Source organism: Apibacter sp. ESL0404, assembly GCF_019469245.1.
Lineage (GTDB): Bacteria > Bacteroidota > Bacteroidia > Flavobacteriales > Weeksellaceae > Apibacter.
The window spans coordinates 688,048-705,739 of sequence record NZ_CP048267.1; the positions used below are offsets into that span (position 1 = coordinate 688,048).

General features: G+C 35.9%; 8 protein-coding genes, 2 tRNA genes, 3 rRNA genes and 1 other RNA gene. 13 read left to right on the plus strand and 1 reads right to left on the minus strand.

The annotated features are described in order from the left end of the window. Window positions 1-18 precede the first annotated feature (18 nt). A complete protein-coding gene (locus tag GYM72_RS02895) occupies window positions 19-1,251 on the minus strand; it encodes a nucleoside permease (protein ID WP_220264640.1) in 1,233 nt (410 codons plus the stop codon). Between the two features lie 513 nt (window positions 1,252-1,764). On the opposite strand from GYM72_RS02895, the gene ffs reads away from it, so the two are divergent. From ffs to GYM72_RS02960, 13 genes are all read left to right on the plus strand, one after another. Beyond that, window positions 1,765-1,862, plus strand: an RNA gene (gene ffs / locus GYM72_RS02900) — signal recognition particle sRNA small type. A 64-nt stretch (window positions 1,863-1,926) separates the two neighbouring features. Continuing rightward, window positions 1,927-3,579, plus strand: a complete 1,653-nt coding sequence (locus tag GYM72_RS02905) for a CTP synthase (RefSeq protein ID WP_220264641.1) — start codon at window positions 1,927-1,929, stop codon at window positions 3,577-3,579. Continuing rightward, window positions 3,557-5,410, plus strand: coding sequence for a membrane protein insertase YidC (gene yidC / locus GYM72_RS02910; protein WP_220264642.1), 1,854 nt, complete (start codon window positions 3,557-3,559; stop codon window positions 5,408-5,410). The genes GYM72_RS02905 and yidC overlap by 23 nt, the downstream gene beginning before the upstream one ends. A 99-nt stretch (window positions 5,411-5,509) precedes the next feature. After that, complete coding sequence (fumC, locus tag GYM72_RS02915) at window positions 5,510-6,904, plus strand: class II fumarate hydratase (RefSeq protein WP_220264643.1); 1,395 nt, start codon at window positions 5,510-5,512, stop codon at window positions 6,902-6,904. Between the two features lie 361 nt (window positions 6,905-7,265). Continuing rightward, window positions 7,266-8,258, plus strand: a complete 993-nt coding sequence (gene pfkA, locus GYM72_RS02920) for a 6-phosphofructokinase (RefSeq protein WP_160557897.1) — start codon at window positions 7,266-7,268, stop codon at window positions 8,256-8,258. A 49-nt stretch (window positions 8,259-8,307) separates the two neighbouring features. Further along, window positions 8,308-9,318, plus strand: coding sequence for a type I glyceraldehyde-3-phosphate dehydrogenase (gene gap / locus GYM72_RS02925; protein WP_160543085.1), 1,011 nt, complete (start codon window positions 8,308-8,310; stop codon window positions 9,316-9,318). 381 nt (window positions 9,319-9,699) lie between these two features. Beyond that, window positions 9,700-9,855, plus strand: coding sequence for a 50S ribosomal protein L34 (gene rpmH, locus GYM72_RS02930; protein ID WP_055425699.1), 156 nt, complete (start codon window positions 9,700-9,702; stop codon window positions 9,853-9,855). A gap of 686 nt (window positions 9,856-10,541) precedes the next feature. Continuing rightward, window positions 10,542-12,063, plus strand: a 16S ribosomal RNA gene (locus GYM72_RS02935). A 203-nt stretch (window positions 12,064-12,266) separates the two neighbouring features. Then, window positions 12,267-12,340: transfer RNA gene (locus GYM72_RS02940), tRNA-Ile, on the plus strand. Window positions 12,341-12,353: 13 nt separating this feature from the next. Further along, window positions 12,354-12,427: transfer RNA gene (locus GYM72_RS02945), tRNA-Ala, on the plus strand. 118 nt (window positions 12,428-12,545) lie between these two features. Further along, window positions 12,546-15,368, plus strand: a 23S ribosomal RNA gene (locus GYM72_RS02950). 71 nt (window positions 15,369-15,439) lie between these two features. Continuing rightward, window positions 15,440-15,547 (plus strand): 5S ribosomal RNA (gene rrf / locus GYM72_RS02955). The 16S, 23S and 5S rRNA genes sit together here with 2 tRNA genes alongside, the layout of an rRNA operon. A gap of 706 nt (window positions 15,548-16,253) precedes the next feature. Further along, a complete protein-coding gene (locus tag GYM72_RS02960) occupies window positions 16,254-17,657 on the plus strand; it encodes an anion permease (protein WP_220264644.1) in 1,404 nt (467 codons plus the stop codon). Window positions 17,658-17,692: the final 35 nt, after the last annotated feature.

The window sequence follows — 17,692 nt, forward strand, 5'->3', positions numbered from 1 at the left end:
TTTGAAAATACCTAATCCCTAGGAAGATTTTTTAGGGTTAAATACAAATGGGAAAATGATAAAAATTGTTAGAGAATAAGCTGCAAAAGTAAACCAAACATATGGCCAATTGGTAATGCCATTGACAGTAAAATGCTCAACCACCCATCCACTACCGTAGCTTCCTAAAATAGCACCAAGTCCGTTCGTCATAATCATAAATAGTCCTTGAGCACTGGAACGCATACTCTTATCAGTTTCTTTATCTACAAACAAAGATCCTGAAATATTGAAAAAATCGAAAGCCATTCCATATACAATCATGGATAAAATTAAAAGATAAATTTTATTAGCCGGATTTCCTAATCCAAACAGTCCGAAACGTAGAAACCATGCAAACATACTTATCATAATCACCTTTTTGATTCCAAATTTTTGTAAAAAGAATGGTATTAGCAAAATACATAAAGTTTCAGAAATTTGTGAAATAGATAATAATAAGTTAGGGTGTTTAACGCCAAAAGAATCGGGATATGTGGATTTAAAACTATCTAAAAAAGGACCTCCGAAAGCATTGGTTATTTGAAGTGAACAACCTAACAGCATGCAAAAAAAGAAAAATATAGCCATTTTCCTATTTTTCAATAAAACAAAAGCATCCAGGCCTAGTGCATGTACTAATCCTTTCTTATCAACATTTTTAGTTGGTGGTGTAGCCGGCATCGTAAAGGAATATAAGGCCATAATAATTCCGGCTCCCGCACTAATGAAAAGTTGAACAGAACTTCTGGCAAAACCTAAGAAATCAACCGTCCACATAGCTGCAATAAAACCAATGGTTCCCCAAACTCGTATAGGAGGAAAATCGGTAACTGAATTTAAACCATTTTTTTCAAGAGCATTATAAGAAACAGAATTAGTCAATGATATGGTTGGCATATAAAAGCAAGTATGCAGGAATAGCAAAAGATAAAATATGTGGTATTCTTTAACTTGAGAAGCCATGAAAATAAATATGGCAGCTAGAATATGGCTTATACCTAATAATTTTTCAGCATTTATCCACCGGTCGGCAATTATACCCAATAAGCCGGGCATAAAAAGAGAAGTAAATCCCATAGTTGCAAATAAACTTCCGATTTGGATTCCGGTAAATCCTAAACCACCCTCAGTTATAGGTAATCCGGCATATCCTCCCAAAGATATTAACCAAGAACCCCAAATATAATATTGAAGAAAAACAAGAATAATTAGCCGCAATTTTATGCTCATTTTGTTTAGTATTTTGATAAGTAGCTAATATAGTAATTATTTTTTTTGATTAAGATAAATAAGAATATGATATTTTGATTCATAATTGATGAACAAAAAGTATATTTATACTTCTTTTAAAGAGCTTTAATTAAAAACTTTTAAATTAATATATCATTAGTGTTATCTTTTATATAAAAGGATAATTTGATGCAAATGAAATTTAAAATAATATGTATTAAATTTAGTGAAAATATACTTAAATGAATTATTCAATTGATGCAAATTACATTAGTAAACTTTATAAATCCTTTTCTTGAAATTTTTATATTAATAATTATCAATTAATAAATAATCTTCATCAAATTTCAAAAATACAAAATAATATATAGCATCTAATGTTGTAAATAGGATTATTTTTACTTTAAATCAGTATTTATTTTTAATATAATGATTCAAAAAGTGCTGTAAAAAAATATTATTCAAAAAAGCCTTATAATTTTGTATTATTTATAAAAAGTTATACTTTTGCACCGGCAAGTCCTGCACAACCAGCTCCTGTGAATCCTCCAGGGTGGGAACGCAGCAAAGGTAAACGGTTGTAGCGGTGTGATGCAGGTAGCTTGCCTTTTTTTATTGGTACTGACTGAACTATTCTAAACTATATAAACTAAATTTTTTCAAAACTTTAAAATTATGTCTGACCAATCTTCTCCAAAGTATATATTTGTTACAGGTGGTGTTACTTCTTCACTTGGAAAGGGAATTGTCGCTGCATCTTTAGGAATGCTTTTAAAAGCCAGAGGTTACAAAGTAACCATTCAAAAACTCGATCCATATATTAATATTGATCCGGGAACACTAAATCCCTATGAGCATGGAGAATGCTATGTTACTGAAGATGGAGCTGAAACTGATTTAGATTTAGGGCACTACGAAAGATTCTTAAATAGTCCTACCAGCAAAGACAACAATGTTACTACCGGAAAAATTTACCAAACAGTTATTGATAAAGAAAGAAGAGGAGACTTTTTAGGAAAAACTGTACAGGTAATTCCTCATATTACTAATGAGATAAAAAGAAGAATTAAAATATTAGGCAAAAAAGGAGATTTTGACATCATTATTACCGAAATAGGAGGAACGGTAGGAGACATTGAATCCTTGCCTTATGTTGAAAGCGTACGTCAATTACGCTGGGAATTAGGATATCAAAATTCGATTGTAGTACACCTAACTTTAATTCCATATTTAGCAGCCAGTGGAGAGTTAAAAACTAAACCATCTCAACATTCCGTACGTCAACTTATGGAATATGGAGTACAAACCAATTTTCTGGTATGTAGGACAGAATGCTCAATATCTAAAGAAGTACGCTCTAAATTAGCATTATTCTGTAACCTTAATATTGATAATGTAATTGAAAGTAAAGACCTTCCTACCATCTATGAAGTTCCTTTATATCTGCAAAATCAGAATTTTGATGCATTAGTGTTAAAAGAACTAGGTTTATCCACAGATAAAAAACCGGATTTAAAACAATGGAATGATTTTCTGGATAAATATAAAAATCCAAAAAGTAATGTTGAAATAGCTTTAGTAGGAAAATATGTATCTCTTCAAGATTCCTATAAATCTATTGTAGAAGCTCTAATACATGCAGGAGCCACTTTAGAAACTAAAGTAAATATTCGTTGGATATACAGCGGAGATCTTACCTATGAGAATATTTCCGATTATTTAAAAGGTGTGGATGGAGTTATAATAGCTCCCGGATTTGGAGATCGAGCAATTGAAGGAAAAATTATAGCCTGTCAATACGCTAGAGTTAATAAAATACCTGTATTAGGAATCTGTCTAGGTATGCAAATTGCGGTCATAGAATTTGCTAGAAATGTACTTGGATATAAAGATGCAGATAGTGTTGAATTTAACTTGCATACCTCAGCTCCGGTTATCTGTTTAATGGAAGAACAAAAAAATGTCACCAATAAAGGAGGCACTATGAGACTGGGAGCATGGGCATGTAAACTTAAAAAAGGCTCTATAGCAGAAAAAATCTACAATGCACAAAATATAGAAGAACGACACAGACATAGATACGAGCTTAACAATGAATATATAAGTGAGTTTGAAAACCATGGTTTAGAAGCCATTGGAACTAATCCTGATACAGGGTTAGTGGAAGTTATACAAGTAAAAGATCATCCATTCTTTATAGGAGTACAATACCATCCGGAATATAAAAGTACGGTAGCTTCACCCCACCCATTATTTTTAGCATTAGTTAAAGCATCTCAAAAATATCAGATAAACAAAGTAAAGAATGCAACAGGAAAGCAAATTTGATAAAAACCAGCTGATTGGTTTTATTCTTATAGGGATTATTTTAATTGGATTTTTGATTTATTCCAATAATCAACAAAAACAGGCGATAGATGAAGCCCAAAAATCCGAACAGCAACAAATCAAATCTGAAAATATCTCTCAGAATACCAATGATAAGTCAGCACCCGTAAAGTTAGACTCACTTGCTCAGGCTAAGGTAGAATTATTACCTTTTTCAAATGATGAAATAGAAGTTAAAGTCAGCACACAAGGAGCTCAACTACGTGAAGTACGTTTAAAAAAATGGACGGCTTATGATAAGGATACAACCCTTCACAAAAAACCTTTATATCTTGTAAATAATGAAAATACCGATTTCAATATTTCATTTAAAGATAAGGCTGGTAAAATAATTAATACCAGAGATTTGGTTTTTACACCATCAACGGAAGGAAATGTAACCGTTTTAACTGCGAATTTAGATAATACGAGTTTTATTCAATTCCGTTATGCACTGAAAGGAAAATATTCTTTAGATTTTCAAGTAGTATCGAAAGGATTATCAAAAATTACCTCCCAGCATGATGCTGAATTATACTGGAATCAAAATGCGATCGCTCTTGAAAAAGGAAAATCACAAGAAACCACCTATACGGAGTTTAGATACAGTTTAAACGATTATTCACAAACTGATTACGATACAAACGGATTTACTGAAGATAAAGACAAAATAGATTGGATTAGTGTTAAACAACAATTCTTTGCAACTATTTTAGAAGCACAGAACGGATTTTACAAATCCAAAGGTACACAAGAAGCAGAAAGAGATAACCCTGATTATCTTAAGAATTTTACGTTTACAAGTATAGTTCCTATCCAACAAGGAGAAATTAATCAAAAATATACTTGGAATTTTCTACCCTTAGATTATGATCTATTGAAATCTTACAAAGCAGATAATGGAGACAGTAAACAGTTTTCATACAACATTCCATTTGGATGGATGAAATGGCTTTGTATATTTTATTTATGGATTTATGAATTTTTATCAAAATTCGGTATTGCAGCAGGATGGATAATTTTCTTAATGACCATCGTGGTAAAATTAGTTACCTCTCCTATTATGTATAAACAATACATTCAAGGAGCAAAAATGCGAATTTTAAAACCGGAAATTGACGAATTAAGCGAAAAACACAAAAATTCAGATCCGATTAAAAAGCAACAAGCTACGATGGAATTATATAGAAAGGTAGGGGTTAATCCATTAGCAGGATGCTTACCGGCATTAATACAAATACCTATTTTCTATTCATTATTTAGATTTTTCCCGAATAATATAGCTTTAAGAGGACAGTCCTTCCTTTGGGCAGATGATCTGACCGCTTATGATTCTATTTATGAATGGACAACACATATTCCGATTTTATCAAGTATTTACGGAAATCACATAAGTCTGTTTACGATATTATACTGTTTAGTATTATTAATTTACACTAAAATGTCAACCTCTACCATGCAGGCACCTACACAAGAAGGAATGCCGGATATGAGGTTTATGATGTATTTGATGCCGGTTATGTTTATATTTTGGTTAAATTCATATGCATCAGGTCTCTCTTGGTATTATTTAGTATCCAATGCTATAAATATACTTTTAATCTTATTGATTAAAAACTTTATGATCAATGAAGAAAAGTTGCATGCTAAGATGCAAGAGAATAAAACAAAGCCGGGTAAGAAAAAAAGTAAATGGCAGCAAAAAATGCAATCCATGTTGGAACAAGCCCAAGAGCAACAAAAACAGATTCAAGAACAAAAAATGAATCAAAATAAAAATAAGAAAAAGTAAATCAATCCTATAATAGAAGTAATAAAATCAGCCTTTTTGGCTGATTTTTTATTTTTGTATGATTTTTGAAAGATTCATATAAAATAAAAAAACGTAACCATGAATTACCGTATAGAGAAAGATACTATGGGAGAAGTACAAGTTCCCGCTGACAAATATTGGGGTGCCCAAACTGAAAGATCAAGAAATAATTTTAAGATTGGACAGGAGGCATCAATGCCCAAAGAGATAATTGAAGCATTTGCCTATCTAAAAAAAGCGGCCGCATATGCTAATACTGATTTAGGAGTATTACCTTCAGAAAAAAGGGATTTAATAGCCAAAGTATGTGATGAAATCATTAAAGGAGAATTAAATGACCAATTCCCGCTTGTTATATGGCAAACCGGTTCAGGAACACAATCCAATATGAATGTCAATGAAGTAATATCTAATCGAGCATTGGTATTAGGTGGAGGTAAACTAGGTGAAAAGAGTCCGATTCATCCTAATGACGATGTAAATAAATCCCAATCTTCAAACGATACCTTCCCAACAGCAATGCATATTGCAGCCTATAAAAAGGTGGTAAAACATACCTTACCGGCAGTTGAAAAATTAAGAAATACATTGTTAAAAAAATCAGAGAAATTTAAAGATGTAGTAAAAATAGGAAGGACCCATTTAATGGATGCCACCCCTTTAACTTTAGGACAAGAGTTTTCCGGATACGTTGCTCAATTGGATCATGCCATTAAAGCTATAAAAAATACCTTGACGCATTTATCAGAATTAGCTTTAGGAGGAACAGCTGTAGGGACAGGATTAAACACTCCTAAAGGTTATGATGTCAAAGTTGCAGAATACATATCTAAATTTACCGGATTGCCATTTGTTACTGCACCCAACAAATTTGAAGCATTAGCAGCTCATGATGCAATAGTTGAAACACACGGAGCACTAAAACAATTAGCCGTTTCACTTTTTAAAATAGCTCAAGACATACGATTACTTGCATCCGGACCTAGAAGCGGAATAGGAGAATTGTTTATACCGGAAAATGAACCTGGATCATCCATTATGCCGGGCAAAGTAAACCCTACACAAAATGAAGCAATGACCATGGTATGTGCTCAAGTATTGGGTAATGATACAACTATCTCTTTTTCCGGTACACAAGGAAACTATGAACTCAATGTTTTTAAACCGGTTATGGCCTATAATTTTTTACAATCAGCCCAACTATTGGGAGATGCTTGTAAATCATTCAACGATCATTGTGCCATCGGAATTGAGCCTAATTACACAAGAATAAAAGAACTCGTTAATAATTCCCTAATGTTGGTGACAGCCTTAAATACACATATAGGGTATGAAAATGCTGCCAAAATTGCTAAAACAGCACATAAAAACGGAACAACACTAAAAGAAGAAGCAATTAATTTAGGTTTAGTAACTGCCGAACAATTTGATCAATGGGTTAGACCGGAAGACATGGTAGGAAGTTTAAAATAATTAATAAAAAATTTATGAAAATCAGCATAAATGATTTTTTATTTTACGACTAAGAAGCTGTATAAATGTTGTATTATAAAGGAATATGGTATTATTTTTGATATATAAAACTGTAAATTATCAATACAATTTATTATACTAATAACTTCGTAATATATCTAATTTAAAATGTGGATATAAAATAAATAAGTTACCTTAAAATTAAAGGTGATAACTACAAAATTAAGAAAAAATTAATTTTAAATCAATATAAAATCACATGATATATATTTTATTATATATGTCCTTTTCTTAATGCATAATCCACAAATGATTAGTATATTTGTATGATCTTAGAATGTAAAAATCTATATAAAAAAACATGTCTAAAAACACAAATAAAATTAAGAAAATAGGTGTCTTAACCTCAGGAGGAGATTCTCCTGGGATGAATGCTGCCATAAGATCAGTTGTAAGAGCAGCTAATTATTATGGAATAGAATGCTGTGGAATACGAATGGGATATGATGGACTGATTAATGATATGGTTGTTGATTTAGGTCCTCGTTCAGTAAGAAATTTAATAAATAGAGGAGGAACTGAGCTCAAATCTGCACGTTCCGATGAATTTAGAACTATTGAAGGAAGAAATAAAGCAGCAGAAACAGTAAAAAAACATAATATAGATGCATTAGTAGTCATCGGAGGAGATGGATCTTTCACAGGTGGAACTGTTTTCCAAAAAGAACAAGGAGTACCTTTTATTGGAATTCCTGGAACTATCGATAACGATATATTCGGTACAGATTTTACCTTAGGCTATGATACCGCATTAAATACCGTCGTTGATGCAATAGATAAAATCCGAGATACAGCCACTTCGCATAATAGAGTTTTCTTTGTAGAAGTTATGGGAAGGGATGCCGGATTTATTGCTTTAAACAGCGGTATAGCTACCGGAGCATTGGATATACTTATACCTGAACAAAAAGATAGTATTGAAGATTTATTTTCTTCTTTTGACAATGCAAAACAAAAAGGAAAAACATCCAGTATTGTAGTAGTAGCTGAAGGAGAAAAATTAGGAGGAGTATATGATTTGGCTAAATTTACTAAAATGAAATATCCGGAATTTGACGTTAAAGTTACCGTTTTAGGTCATATTCAAAGAGGAGGATCTCCTACAGTTGCCGACAGAGTGTTGGCTTCAAGGTTAGGTGTTGCTGCAGTTGAAGGATTAATGGCGGGTAGATCTAATGTAATGGCAGGAATGCAATCAAGCAAGATCGTTTTTACTCCTATAGAAGAAGCAATTAAAAAACACAATGAAATAGATAAGGATCTAATAAAAGTAGCAGATATCTTATCTACATAGATAAAATAAAAAAATTAATTTAGAAACAAACTTAAAAAAGTAAAGTATTATGTCAAAAATTAAAATTGGTATCAATGGTTTTGGTCGTATAGGACGATTAGTATTTCGTGCGGCTCAACATAATGAAAATATTGAAGTTGTAGGAATCAATGACCTTATTGATGTTGAATATATGGCTTATATGCTAAAATATGATACTGTTCATGGTAAATTCGATGGAACGATTGAAATTAAAGATGGTAAATTAGTAGTAAATGGAAATGCAATTAGAGTAACTGCTGAAAAAAATCCTGCAGATCTTAAATGGGGTGATATCGGAGCAGAATATATAGTAGAATCAACAGGTTTATTCCTTACAAAAGATAAAGCACAAGGACACATCGACGCAGGAGCAAAATATGTAGTTATGTCTGCTCCATCTAAAGATGATACCCCTATGTTTGTATGCGGAGTAAACGATAATACTTATGTAAAAGGTACTCAATTTATTTCTAACGCATCTTGTACAACAAACTGTATATCTCCGGTAGTTAAAGTATTACATGAAAAATTTGGTATTTTAGAAGGATTAATGACTACAGTACATGCTACTACTGCAACTCAAAAAACAGTTGACGGACCATCAGCAAAAGATTGGAGAGGAGGTAGAGCAGCAGCAGGAAATATAATTCCATCTTCAACCGGAGCAGCTAAAGCAGTTGGCAAAGTTATTCCTTCTTTGAACGGAAAATTAACAGGTATGGCATTCCGTGTACCAACCTTAGACGTTTCAGTAGTTGACTTAACAGTAAATTTAGCTAAAGAAACAACTTATGATGAAATCTGTAAAGCAATGAAAGAAGCATCAGAAGGTGAATTAAAAGGAATTTTAGGATATACCGATGAAGAAGTTGTTTCTTCTGACTTTATTACAGACCCACGTACATCAATATTTGATGCTAAAGCAGGGATACAATTAAGCCCTAAATTTGTTAAAGTAGTAAGCTGGTATGATAATGAGTGGGGATATTCTAACAAAGTTGTTGAATTGATTCAAAGAATTGCTAAAATTAACGGGTAATATTCATATTACTACTTTATAATGAATTGAAAAAGCTATCATTAATGATAGCTTTTTTTATTGATAAATATAAAATTGATTTCACGAAAACAAAATATAAATTACCTTAATATAAAATAATCAATCAAAATTTATTCTTTCTTGACAGAACATATAAAAATATCAACTAAGAAGAAGTTTATTATATAGTACATTTGTCATGTAAAGTGAAGAAATAACCTACAATAACCTTGTTTATGACTATAAACCTATAACTACCTTACGGTTACACCTAAAATTTTTTACACAAAAAAACAATTAAAAGTAGGAATATAAAAAATAAATGCTATCTTTGCAACCTCGAAAAAGATTAACGAATATAAAGATATAAGATAACAACCGATGAAACGTACATTTCAACCTTCAGAAAGAAAGAAAAGAAACAAGCATGGTTTTCGTGAAAGAATGGCATCAGCTAACGGAAGAAAAGTCTTAGCAAGACGTAGAGCAAAAGGAAGAAAGCAATTAACTGTTAGCGAATACAGAGCTAAAAGATAATCTGCTAGAACATATCTGAAAAATTAAAAAGACTGCTATGATAAATAAGCAGTCTTTTTTGTTATATATAGTTTATATATCTTTTTAGGTTTAATTTTATATATTAGTTTATTTAGCAAAAGACTTTAATAACTTGTTCGATATATATTATTATAAATTACAAAACAAAAAGCTATTCAGTTAAAGTAATAGTAAAGTGTACAATCTACCTATATATTATATATAAAAAAAGTACTTGAATAAAATCAATAGCGGATACGAAGTCAAAACAGATAGAATACAACCTATAAAGATGATAAAATAGAAAAGAATAAGAACGAGCCCATAAGGTCCAATACAAATGATGAGGAGAGAAGCGGGAGTAAATAAAAAAAAATTAAAAATTTTTTTGGAGGTTAAATAGGTGGTATTCAGGACATTAATGATTATTTAGCAAAAAAGATTAAAAAAAGATTAAAAAAAAACTTGCGGGGAAAGAAAAAGTAGCTATCTTTGCACCCGCAAGTCAGGAACAACGAAAGAGAAAAACAGAAGAAGAGGGACCTGAGAAGCGCAAAAGATCGTTGAAATAAAAAGTTTTTTAAACAAAGCTTACGAAAGATAAAAAGTAGCAAAACACAACCTGGAAGAAAAGAGATTCTTTTGAGTTAGGGAAAAGCCTTGAAATTGATAATAACAAAGAAATTACAATGGAGAGTTTGATCCTGGCTCAGGATGAACGCTAGCGGGAGGCCTAACACATGCAAGCCGAGGGGTATTTTGGAGCTTGCTTCAAGAGAGACCGGCGTACGGGTGCGTAACGCGTATGCAACTTACCTGTATCACCGGGATAGCCCGGGGAAACCCGGATTAATACCGGATAACATATCAGTCAGCATTGGCAGATATTAAAAGATTAATCGGATACAGATAGGCATGCGTAGGATTAGTTAGTTGGTAAGGTAACGGCTTACCAAGACGATGATCCTTAGGGGGCCTGAGAGGGTGAACCCCCACACTGGAACTGAGACACGGACCAGACTCCTACGGGAGGCAGCAGTGAGGAATATTGGACAATGGGTGAGAGCCTGATCCAGCCATCCCGCGTGAAGGACGACAGCCCTATGGGTTTTAAACTTCTTTTGTATGGGAATAAACCACATTACGTGTAATGTTCTGAAGGTACCATACGAATAAGCATCGGCTAACTCCGTGCCAGCAGCCGCGGTAATACGGAGGATGCGAGCGTTATCCGGATTTATTGGGTTTAAAGGGTCCGTAGGCGGGTTGATAAGTCAGCGGTGAAAACCTGCAGCTTAACTGTAGAACTGCCGTTGATACTGTTAATCTTGAATAGTATTGAAGTAGCTGGAATGTGTAGTGTAGCGGTGAAATGCATAGATATTACACAGAACCCCGATTGCGAAGGCAGGTTACTAAATACCGATTGACGCTGATGGACGAAAGCGTGGGGAGCGAACAGGATTAGATACCCTGGTAGTCCACGCCGTAAACGATGGATACTCGTTGTTGGGGATTAACTTCTCAGTGACTAAGCGAAAGTAATAAGTATCCCACCTGGGGAGTACGACCGCAAGGTTGAAACTCAAAGGAATTGACGGGGGCCCGCACAAGCGGTGGAGCATGTGGTTTAATTCGATGATACGCGAGGAACCTTACCAGGGCTTAAATGGGAATTGACGTACTTAGAAATAAGTATTTCTACGGACAATTTTCAAGGTGCTGCATGGTTGTCGTCAGCTCGTGCCGTGAGGTGTCAGGTTAAGTCCTATAACGAGCGCAACCCTTATCATTAGTTGCCAGCGATTAAAGTCGGGAACTCTAATGAGACTGCCGGTGCAAACCGCGAGGAAGGTGGGGATGACGTCAAATCATCACGGCCCTTACGCCCTGGGCCACACACGTGCTACAATGGCCGGTACAGAGGGCAGCTACTGGGCAACCAGATGCGAATCTCAAAAGCCGGTCTCAGTTCGGATTGGAGTCTGCAACTCGACTCTATGAAGCTGGAATCGCTAGTAATCGCAGATCAGCCATGCTGCGGTGAATACGTTCCCGGGCCTTGTACACACCGCCCGTCAAGCCATGGAAGCTGGGGGTACCTGAAGTCGGTGACCGTAAAAGGAGCTGCCTAGGGTAAAACTAGTGACTGGGGCTAAGTCGTAACAAGGTAGCCGTACCGGAAGGTGCGGCTGGAACATCTCTTTTTTAGAGCAAAAAGTCAAAACAAGGAATAAAAACCCCAAAAGAAGCTGACAACTTCCAGGTGTTTCCTACTTAAACAAATAAAAGAGTAAGTAAAAAGTTGAAAAAAACACAAGATATATAACACCCCTGAAAAGCCCCTGTAAGGAAAAGGTAAGACATAAGAAGAAGAGTAAAAGGAGCAACGAGGAAAATAAAAATCAATCAGTCTCATAGCTCAGCCGGTTAGAGCGCTACACTGATAATGTAGAGGTCGGCAGTTCGAGTCTGCCTGAGACTACAAAGGGAAACAAGGGGAATTAGCTCAGCTGGCTAGAGCGCCTGCCTTGCACGCAGGAGGTCAAGGGTTCGACTCCCTTATTCTCCACAAGGTTCTAAAAACGAAAGAAGTAGTAAAAAAGAACCGGTGTTATATACGGATCATTGACATTATTGGGATTTTATATAAAAAAATAAACCGAGCGGCCAATACAATTGGCTAAGGAAAAGAAATCGTTAAGGGCGTATGGCGGATGCCTAGGCTTCAAGAGGCGAAGAAAGACGTGGTAAGCTGCGAAAAGCTGCGGGGATTGGCACACACGAATAGATCCGCAGATGTCTGAATGGGGCAACCCACTATACAAGAGTATAGTATTCCCGCAAGGGAAGGCAAACCTTCCGAACTGAAACATCTAAGTAGGAAGAGGAAAAGAAATCAACCGAGATTCCGAGAGTAGTGGCGAGCGAAATCGGAAGAGCCCAAAAGTATGTAATTAGATAGCAGAATGTTTTGGAAAGAACAACCAAAGAAGGTGAAAGTCCTGTAAGTGAAATCTGGATATGTATGAAAAAGAGTAGGGCGGGACACGTGAAATCCTGTCTGAACATGGGGGGACCATCCTCCAAGGCTAAATACTCCTTGAAGACCGATAGCGAACAAGTACCGTGAGGGAAAGGTGAAAAGTATTTCGAAAAGAAAGATGAAAGAGACCCTGAAACCATACGCCTACAAGCGGTCGGAGCATCATAAGATGTGACGGCGTGCCTTTTGCATAATGAGCCTACGAGTTAATTTCACTAGCGAGGTTAAGTAGTTCAGCTACGGAGCCGCAGCGAAAGCGAGTCTGAATAGGGCGTTGAGTTAGTGGGATTAGACGCGAAACCTTGTGATCTATCCATGGGCAGGTTGAAGCTTTGGTAACACAAAGTGGAGGACCGAACCGGTTGACGTTGAAAAGTCTTCGGATGACCTGTGGATAGGGGTGAAAGGCTAATCAAACTGGGAGATAGCTCGTACTCCCCGAAATGCATTTAGGTGCAGCGTTAAGAAAGAGTATACTAGAGGTAGAGCTACTGATTGGATGCGGGGGTTTCACCGCCTACCAAATCCTGACAAACTCCGAATGCTATTATATGTTTCTTAGCAGTGAGGGCATGGGTGCTAAGGTCCATGTCCGAGAGGGAAAGAACCCAGAGCAACAGCTAAGGTCCCGAAATGTATACTAAGTTGAACAAACGAGGTCAGACTGCCCAGACAGCTAGGATGTTGGCTTGGAAGCAGCCATTCATTTAAAGAGTGCGTAACAGCTCACTAGTCGAGCGGTTTGGCATGGATAATACTCGGGCATAAGTATACTACCGAAGCTATGCGAAATGAAAATTTCGGTAGGGGAGCATTCTATATGCGCAGAATCAGTAAGGTGACTTATTGTGGAGCGTATAGAAAAGAAAATGTAGGCATAAGTAACGATAATGAAGGTGAGAAACCTTCACGCCGAAAATCCAAGGTTTCCTCAGCTATGCTAATCAGCTGAGGGTAAGTCGGGACCTAAGGTGAATCCGAGAGGAGCAATCGATGGGAAATCGGTTAATATTCCGATACCGGCTGTAAATTCGATGGAGTGACAGAGTAATGACACTACCGCGTACTGACGGAATAGTACGTTAAAGCATGTAGGTAAATCAGCAATAGTAAAATGCGTTGCAGATGCCGAAAGTGAAAGTACCAGGAAGCTACGGTGGAATGGATAGTGTAGGTAAGAGCTCTCAAGAAAAACTTCTAAGGCAAGTTTACAGCGCCCGTACCAAAACCGACACAGGTGGATGAGGAGAGTATCCTAAGGCGCTCGAGTGAATCATGGTTAAGGAACTAGGCAAAATAGACCTGTAACTTCGGGAGAAAGGTCGCTCCCCGTAAAAAGGGAGCCGCAGTGAAAAGGCCCAGGCGACTGTTTATCAAAAACACAGGACTCTGCAAAATCGCAAGATGACGTATAGGGTCTGACACCTGCCCGGTGCTGGAAGGTTAAGGAAGGAGGTTAGCGCAAGCGAAGCCTTTGACTGAAGCCCCAGTAAACGGCGGCCGTAACTATAACGGTCCTAAGGTAGCGAAATTCCTTGTCGGGTAAGTTCCGACCTGCACGAATGGTGTAACGATCTGGGCACTGTCTCAACCATGAGCTCGGTGAAATTGTAGTATCGGTGAAGATGCCGATTACCCGCAATGGGACGAAAAGACCCTGTGAACCTTTACTATAGCTTCGTATTGACTTCGGGTAAATGATGTGTAGGATAGGTGGGAAACTAAGAATCGGCTTCGCCAGGAGTCGAGGAGTTGACGTTGAAATACCACCCTTTATTTATCTGGAGCCTAACTTCTGAACAGAAGGACATTGCGTGGTGGGTAGTTTGACTGGGGTGGTCGCCTCCAAAAGAGTAACGGAGGCTTTCAAAGGTACCCTCAGCACGCTTGGCAACCGTGCGCAGAGTGTAATGGCATAAGGGTGCTTGACTGCAAGACCGACAAGTCGAGCAGGTGCGAAAGCAGGACATAGTGATCCGGTGGTTCCGTATGGAAGGGCCATCGCTCATAGGATAAAAGGTACTCCGGGGATAACAGGCTAGTCTCCCCCAAGAGCTCACATCGACGGGGAGGTTCGGCACCTCGATGTCGGCTCGTCACATCCTGGGGCTGGAGAAGGTCCCAAGGGTTGGGCTGTTCGCCCATTAAAGTGGCACGCGAGCTGGGTTCAGAACGTCGTGAGACAGTTCGGTCTCTATCTATTGCGGGCGTAGAATTTTGCGTGGAGTTGACTCTAGTACGAGAGGACCGAGTTGAACAAACCTCTGGTGTATCAGTTGTGCCGCCAGGTTCACCGCTGAGTAGCTAAGTTTGGAAGAGATAAGCACTGAAAGCATATAAGTGCGAAACTCGCCACAAGATAAGAATTCGATATAGGGTCGTGGGAGAATACCACGTTGATAGGCTACAGGTGTAAAGGCAGTGATGTCATAGCCGAGTAGTACTAATTACCCGGAGATTTCGTCCAAGAAAAAAATAAAAGTTAATAGAATTGGCCGTAAGAGTTTACAAAATTATATAAAATCCCATTAAGATATTTAGGGTGGTTATAGCGGTAGGGCTCACCTGTTCCCATTTCGAACACAGAAGTTAAGCCTACTTGCGCTGATGGTACTGCAAACGCGGGAGAGTAGGTAGCCGCCGGTTTTTTAAAAAAGAAAGCTTTGTATAGGTAATATACAAGGCTTTTTTTGTTTTGGATTGGAGTGGTTTATTTGGTAGGTGGAATTTTTAACTTATAAACTTTTAATTTAGCTAAACTCATAAGCTAACTCTCATAATTTTATATCAGACCTTTACTGTCTATGATGATATTTACTATACATATTCTTCAATGTTATTAAAAACAATCTCAACTCCCAATAAGGACCTTCTTATTTAAAAATAGTTTTTGAAATTATATAATTTGAATAAATAGGTTTTATTGATTTTTATTTCTTTTATAACTCTTTTTTGATGGGTTTTTTCTTTTGATTCTTCGGAGAGAACAATATTTTAAAAAAATATCCAAAATTTAGTTTTTTCTTATCTTAAAATTTAACTAATTTATAAATTTATTTATTAAATATATTTTTCTGACTATTAGATCATTACATTTTTATTATTTTCAAAACTAGAAACTCCTACACTTTTTTTTGGATTAATTATTGCTCTTAGAATAAAAAATTGTATGAAATGTTTCATATAACCTAAAAGTTTAAAAAATGGTAATTTCGAAGGGAATAAATGATTCTAAATACTATGATACATTTTTTACTTCATATATATTTATTGATAGTTGACTTATATCGTTAAACAATTAGAATTTATTTATATAATAATTAAAAACAAATTAAATACATATAGTTAAATTATGAATAAAAATATATTAAAGTTTTTATTGGTTATTTTAGTAGGAGTTATTCTTTGGTTCGTACCTGTGCCGGATGGTCTTGATATTAAAGCTTGGCATTTGGCATCAATTTTTATCGCAACGGTTTTAGGATTGATTCTTTCTCCGTTTCCTTTGGGAGCAATGGCAATCTTTAGTATGACCACGGTAGTTGCTCTAGATTTAATTCCGATTAAAAGCGCCTTAAAAGGATTTGGAGATACAACAATCTGGATGATAGCTTGTGCTTTTTTTATTTCAAGAGGATTTATTAAAACAGGCTTTGGAAGAAGAGTAGGATATCTTTTCATTAGTAAATTAGGAAACAGTTCCTTAGGTTTATCTTATGGTTTGGTTATGACCGATTTAATATTTGCGCCGGCAATGCCATCCACATCTGCACGTTGTGGCGGAATAATAACCCCTCTATTTTTATCTATATCAAATGCCTATGATTCTACTCCAGAAAAAGGAACTCAGAATAAGATCGGGGCATTTTTAGTACAATGTATATTTCAATGTAATGCAATTACATGTGCCATGTTTTTAACTTCGATGGCAGGCAACCCTATGATAGCAAAATTTGTTGAGAATATGGGATATACCATCTCATGGACTGATTGGGCAAAGGCCGCAATTGTTCCCGGCTTGTTATCTTTACTTGTAATTCCATACGTTTTATATAAATTTTATCCACCTGAATTAAAACATACCCCGGAAATGAAAGCGATTGCAAAAGAAAAGCTTAAAGAGATGGGTAAAATGACTACCAAAGAGTGGATTGTTCTAGGTGTTTTTTCCTATTTAGTAATTTTTTGGGTATTAGGTTCATTTCTTAAAATAGATGCGACATTTACAGCCTTTGTAGGATTATGTATTTTATTATTAACTCGTGCTCTAGATTGGAATGATGTAATTAGTGAAAAAGAAGCATGGCATACAATTATATGGTTTGCGATACTTATGACCTTAGCTTCTCAATTGAATACTTTAGGATTTATTCCTTGGTTTGGAAATTATGTAGCTGAATCGGTGAAAGGTTTACCTTGGTTACCGATGTTATTTATACTTTTATTGGTGTATTATTATGTGCATTATCTTATGGCAAGTGCTATAGCACATATCAGTGCGATGTACGTTATATTTGTTTCCATATCGATAGCTGCAGGGGCTCCACCAATGTTAGCAATATTATTATTTGCATTTTTCAGTAATTTAAATATGTCAATTACACATTATTCGAGCGGACCCGCTCCTATTTTGTTTGGTTGCGGATATATACCATTGGCAAAATGGTGGAAGATCGGATTTTTTATGAGTTTAGTTATTTTGGCCATTTGGCTACTAGTGGGAACCGCTTGGTGGAAAGCGATAGGATTATTTTAAATAAGTAATTATATAAAAAAGGTTTTCTAATTTAG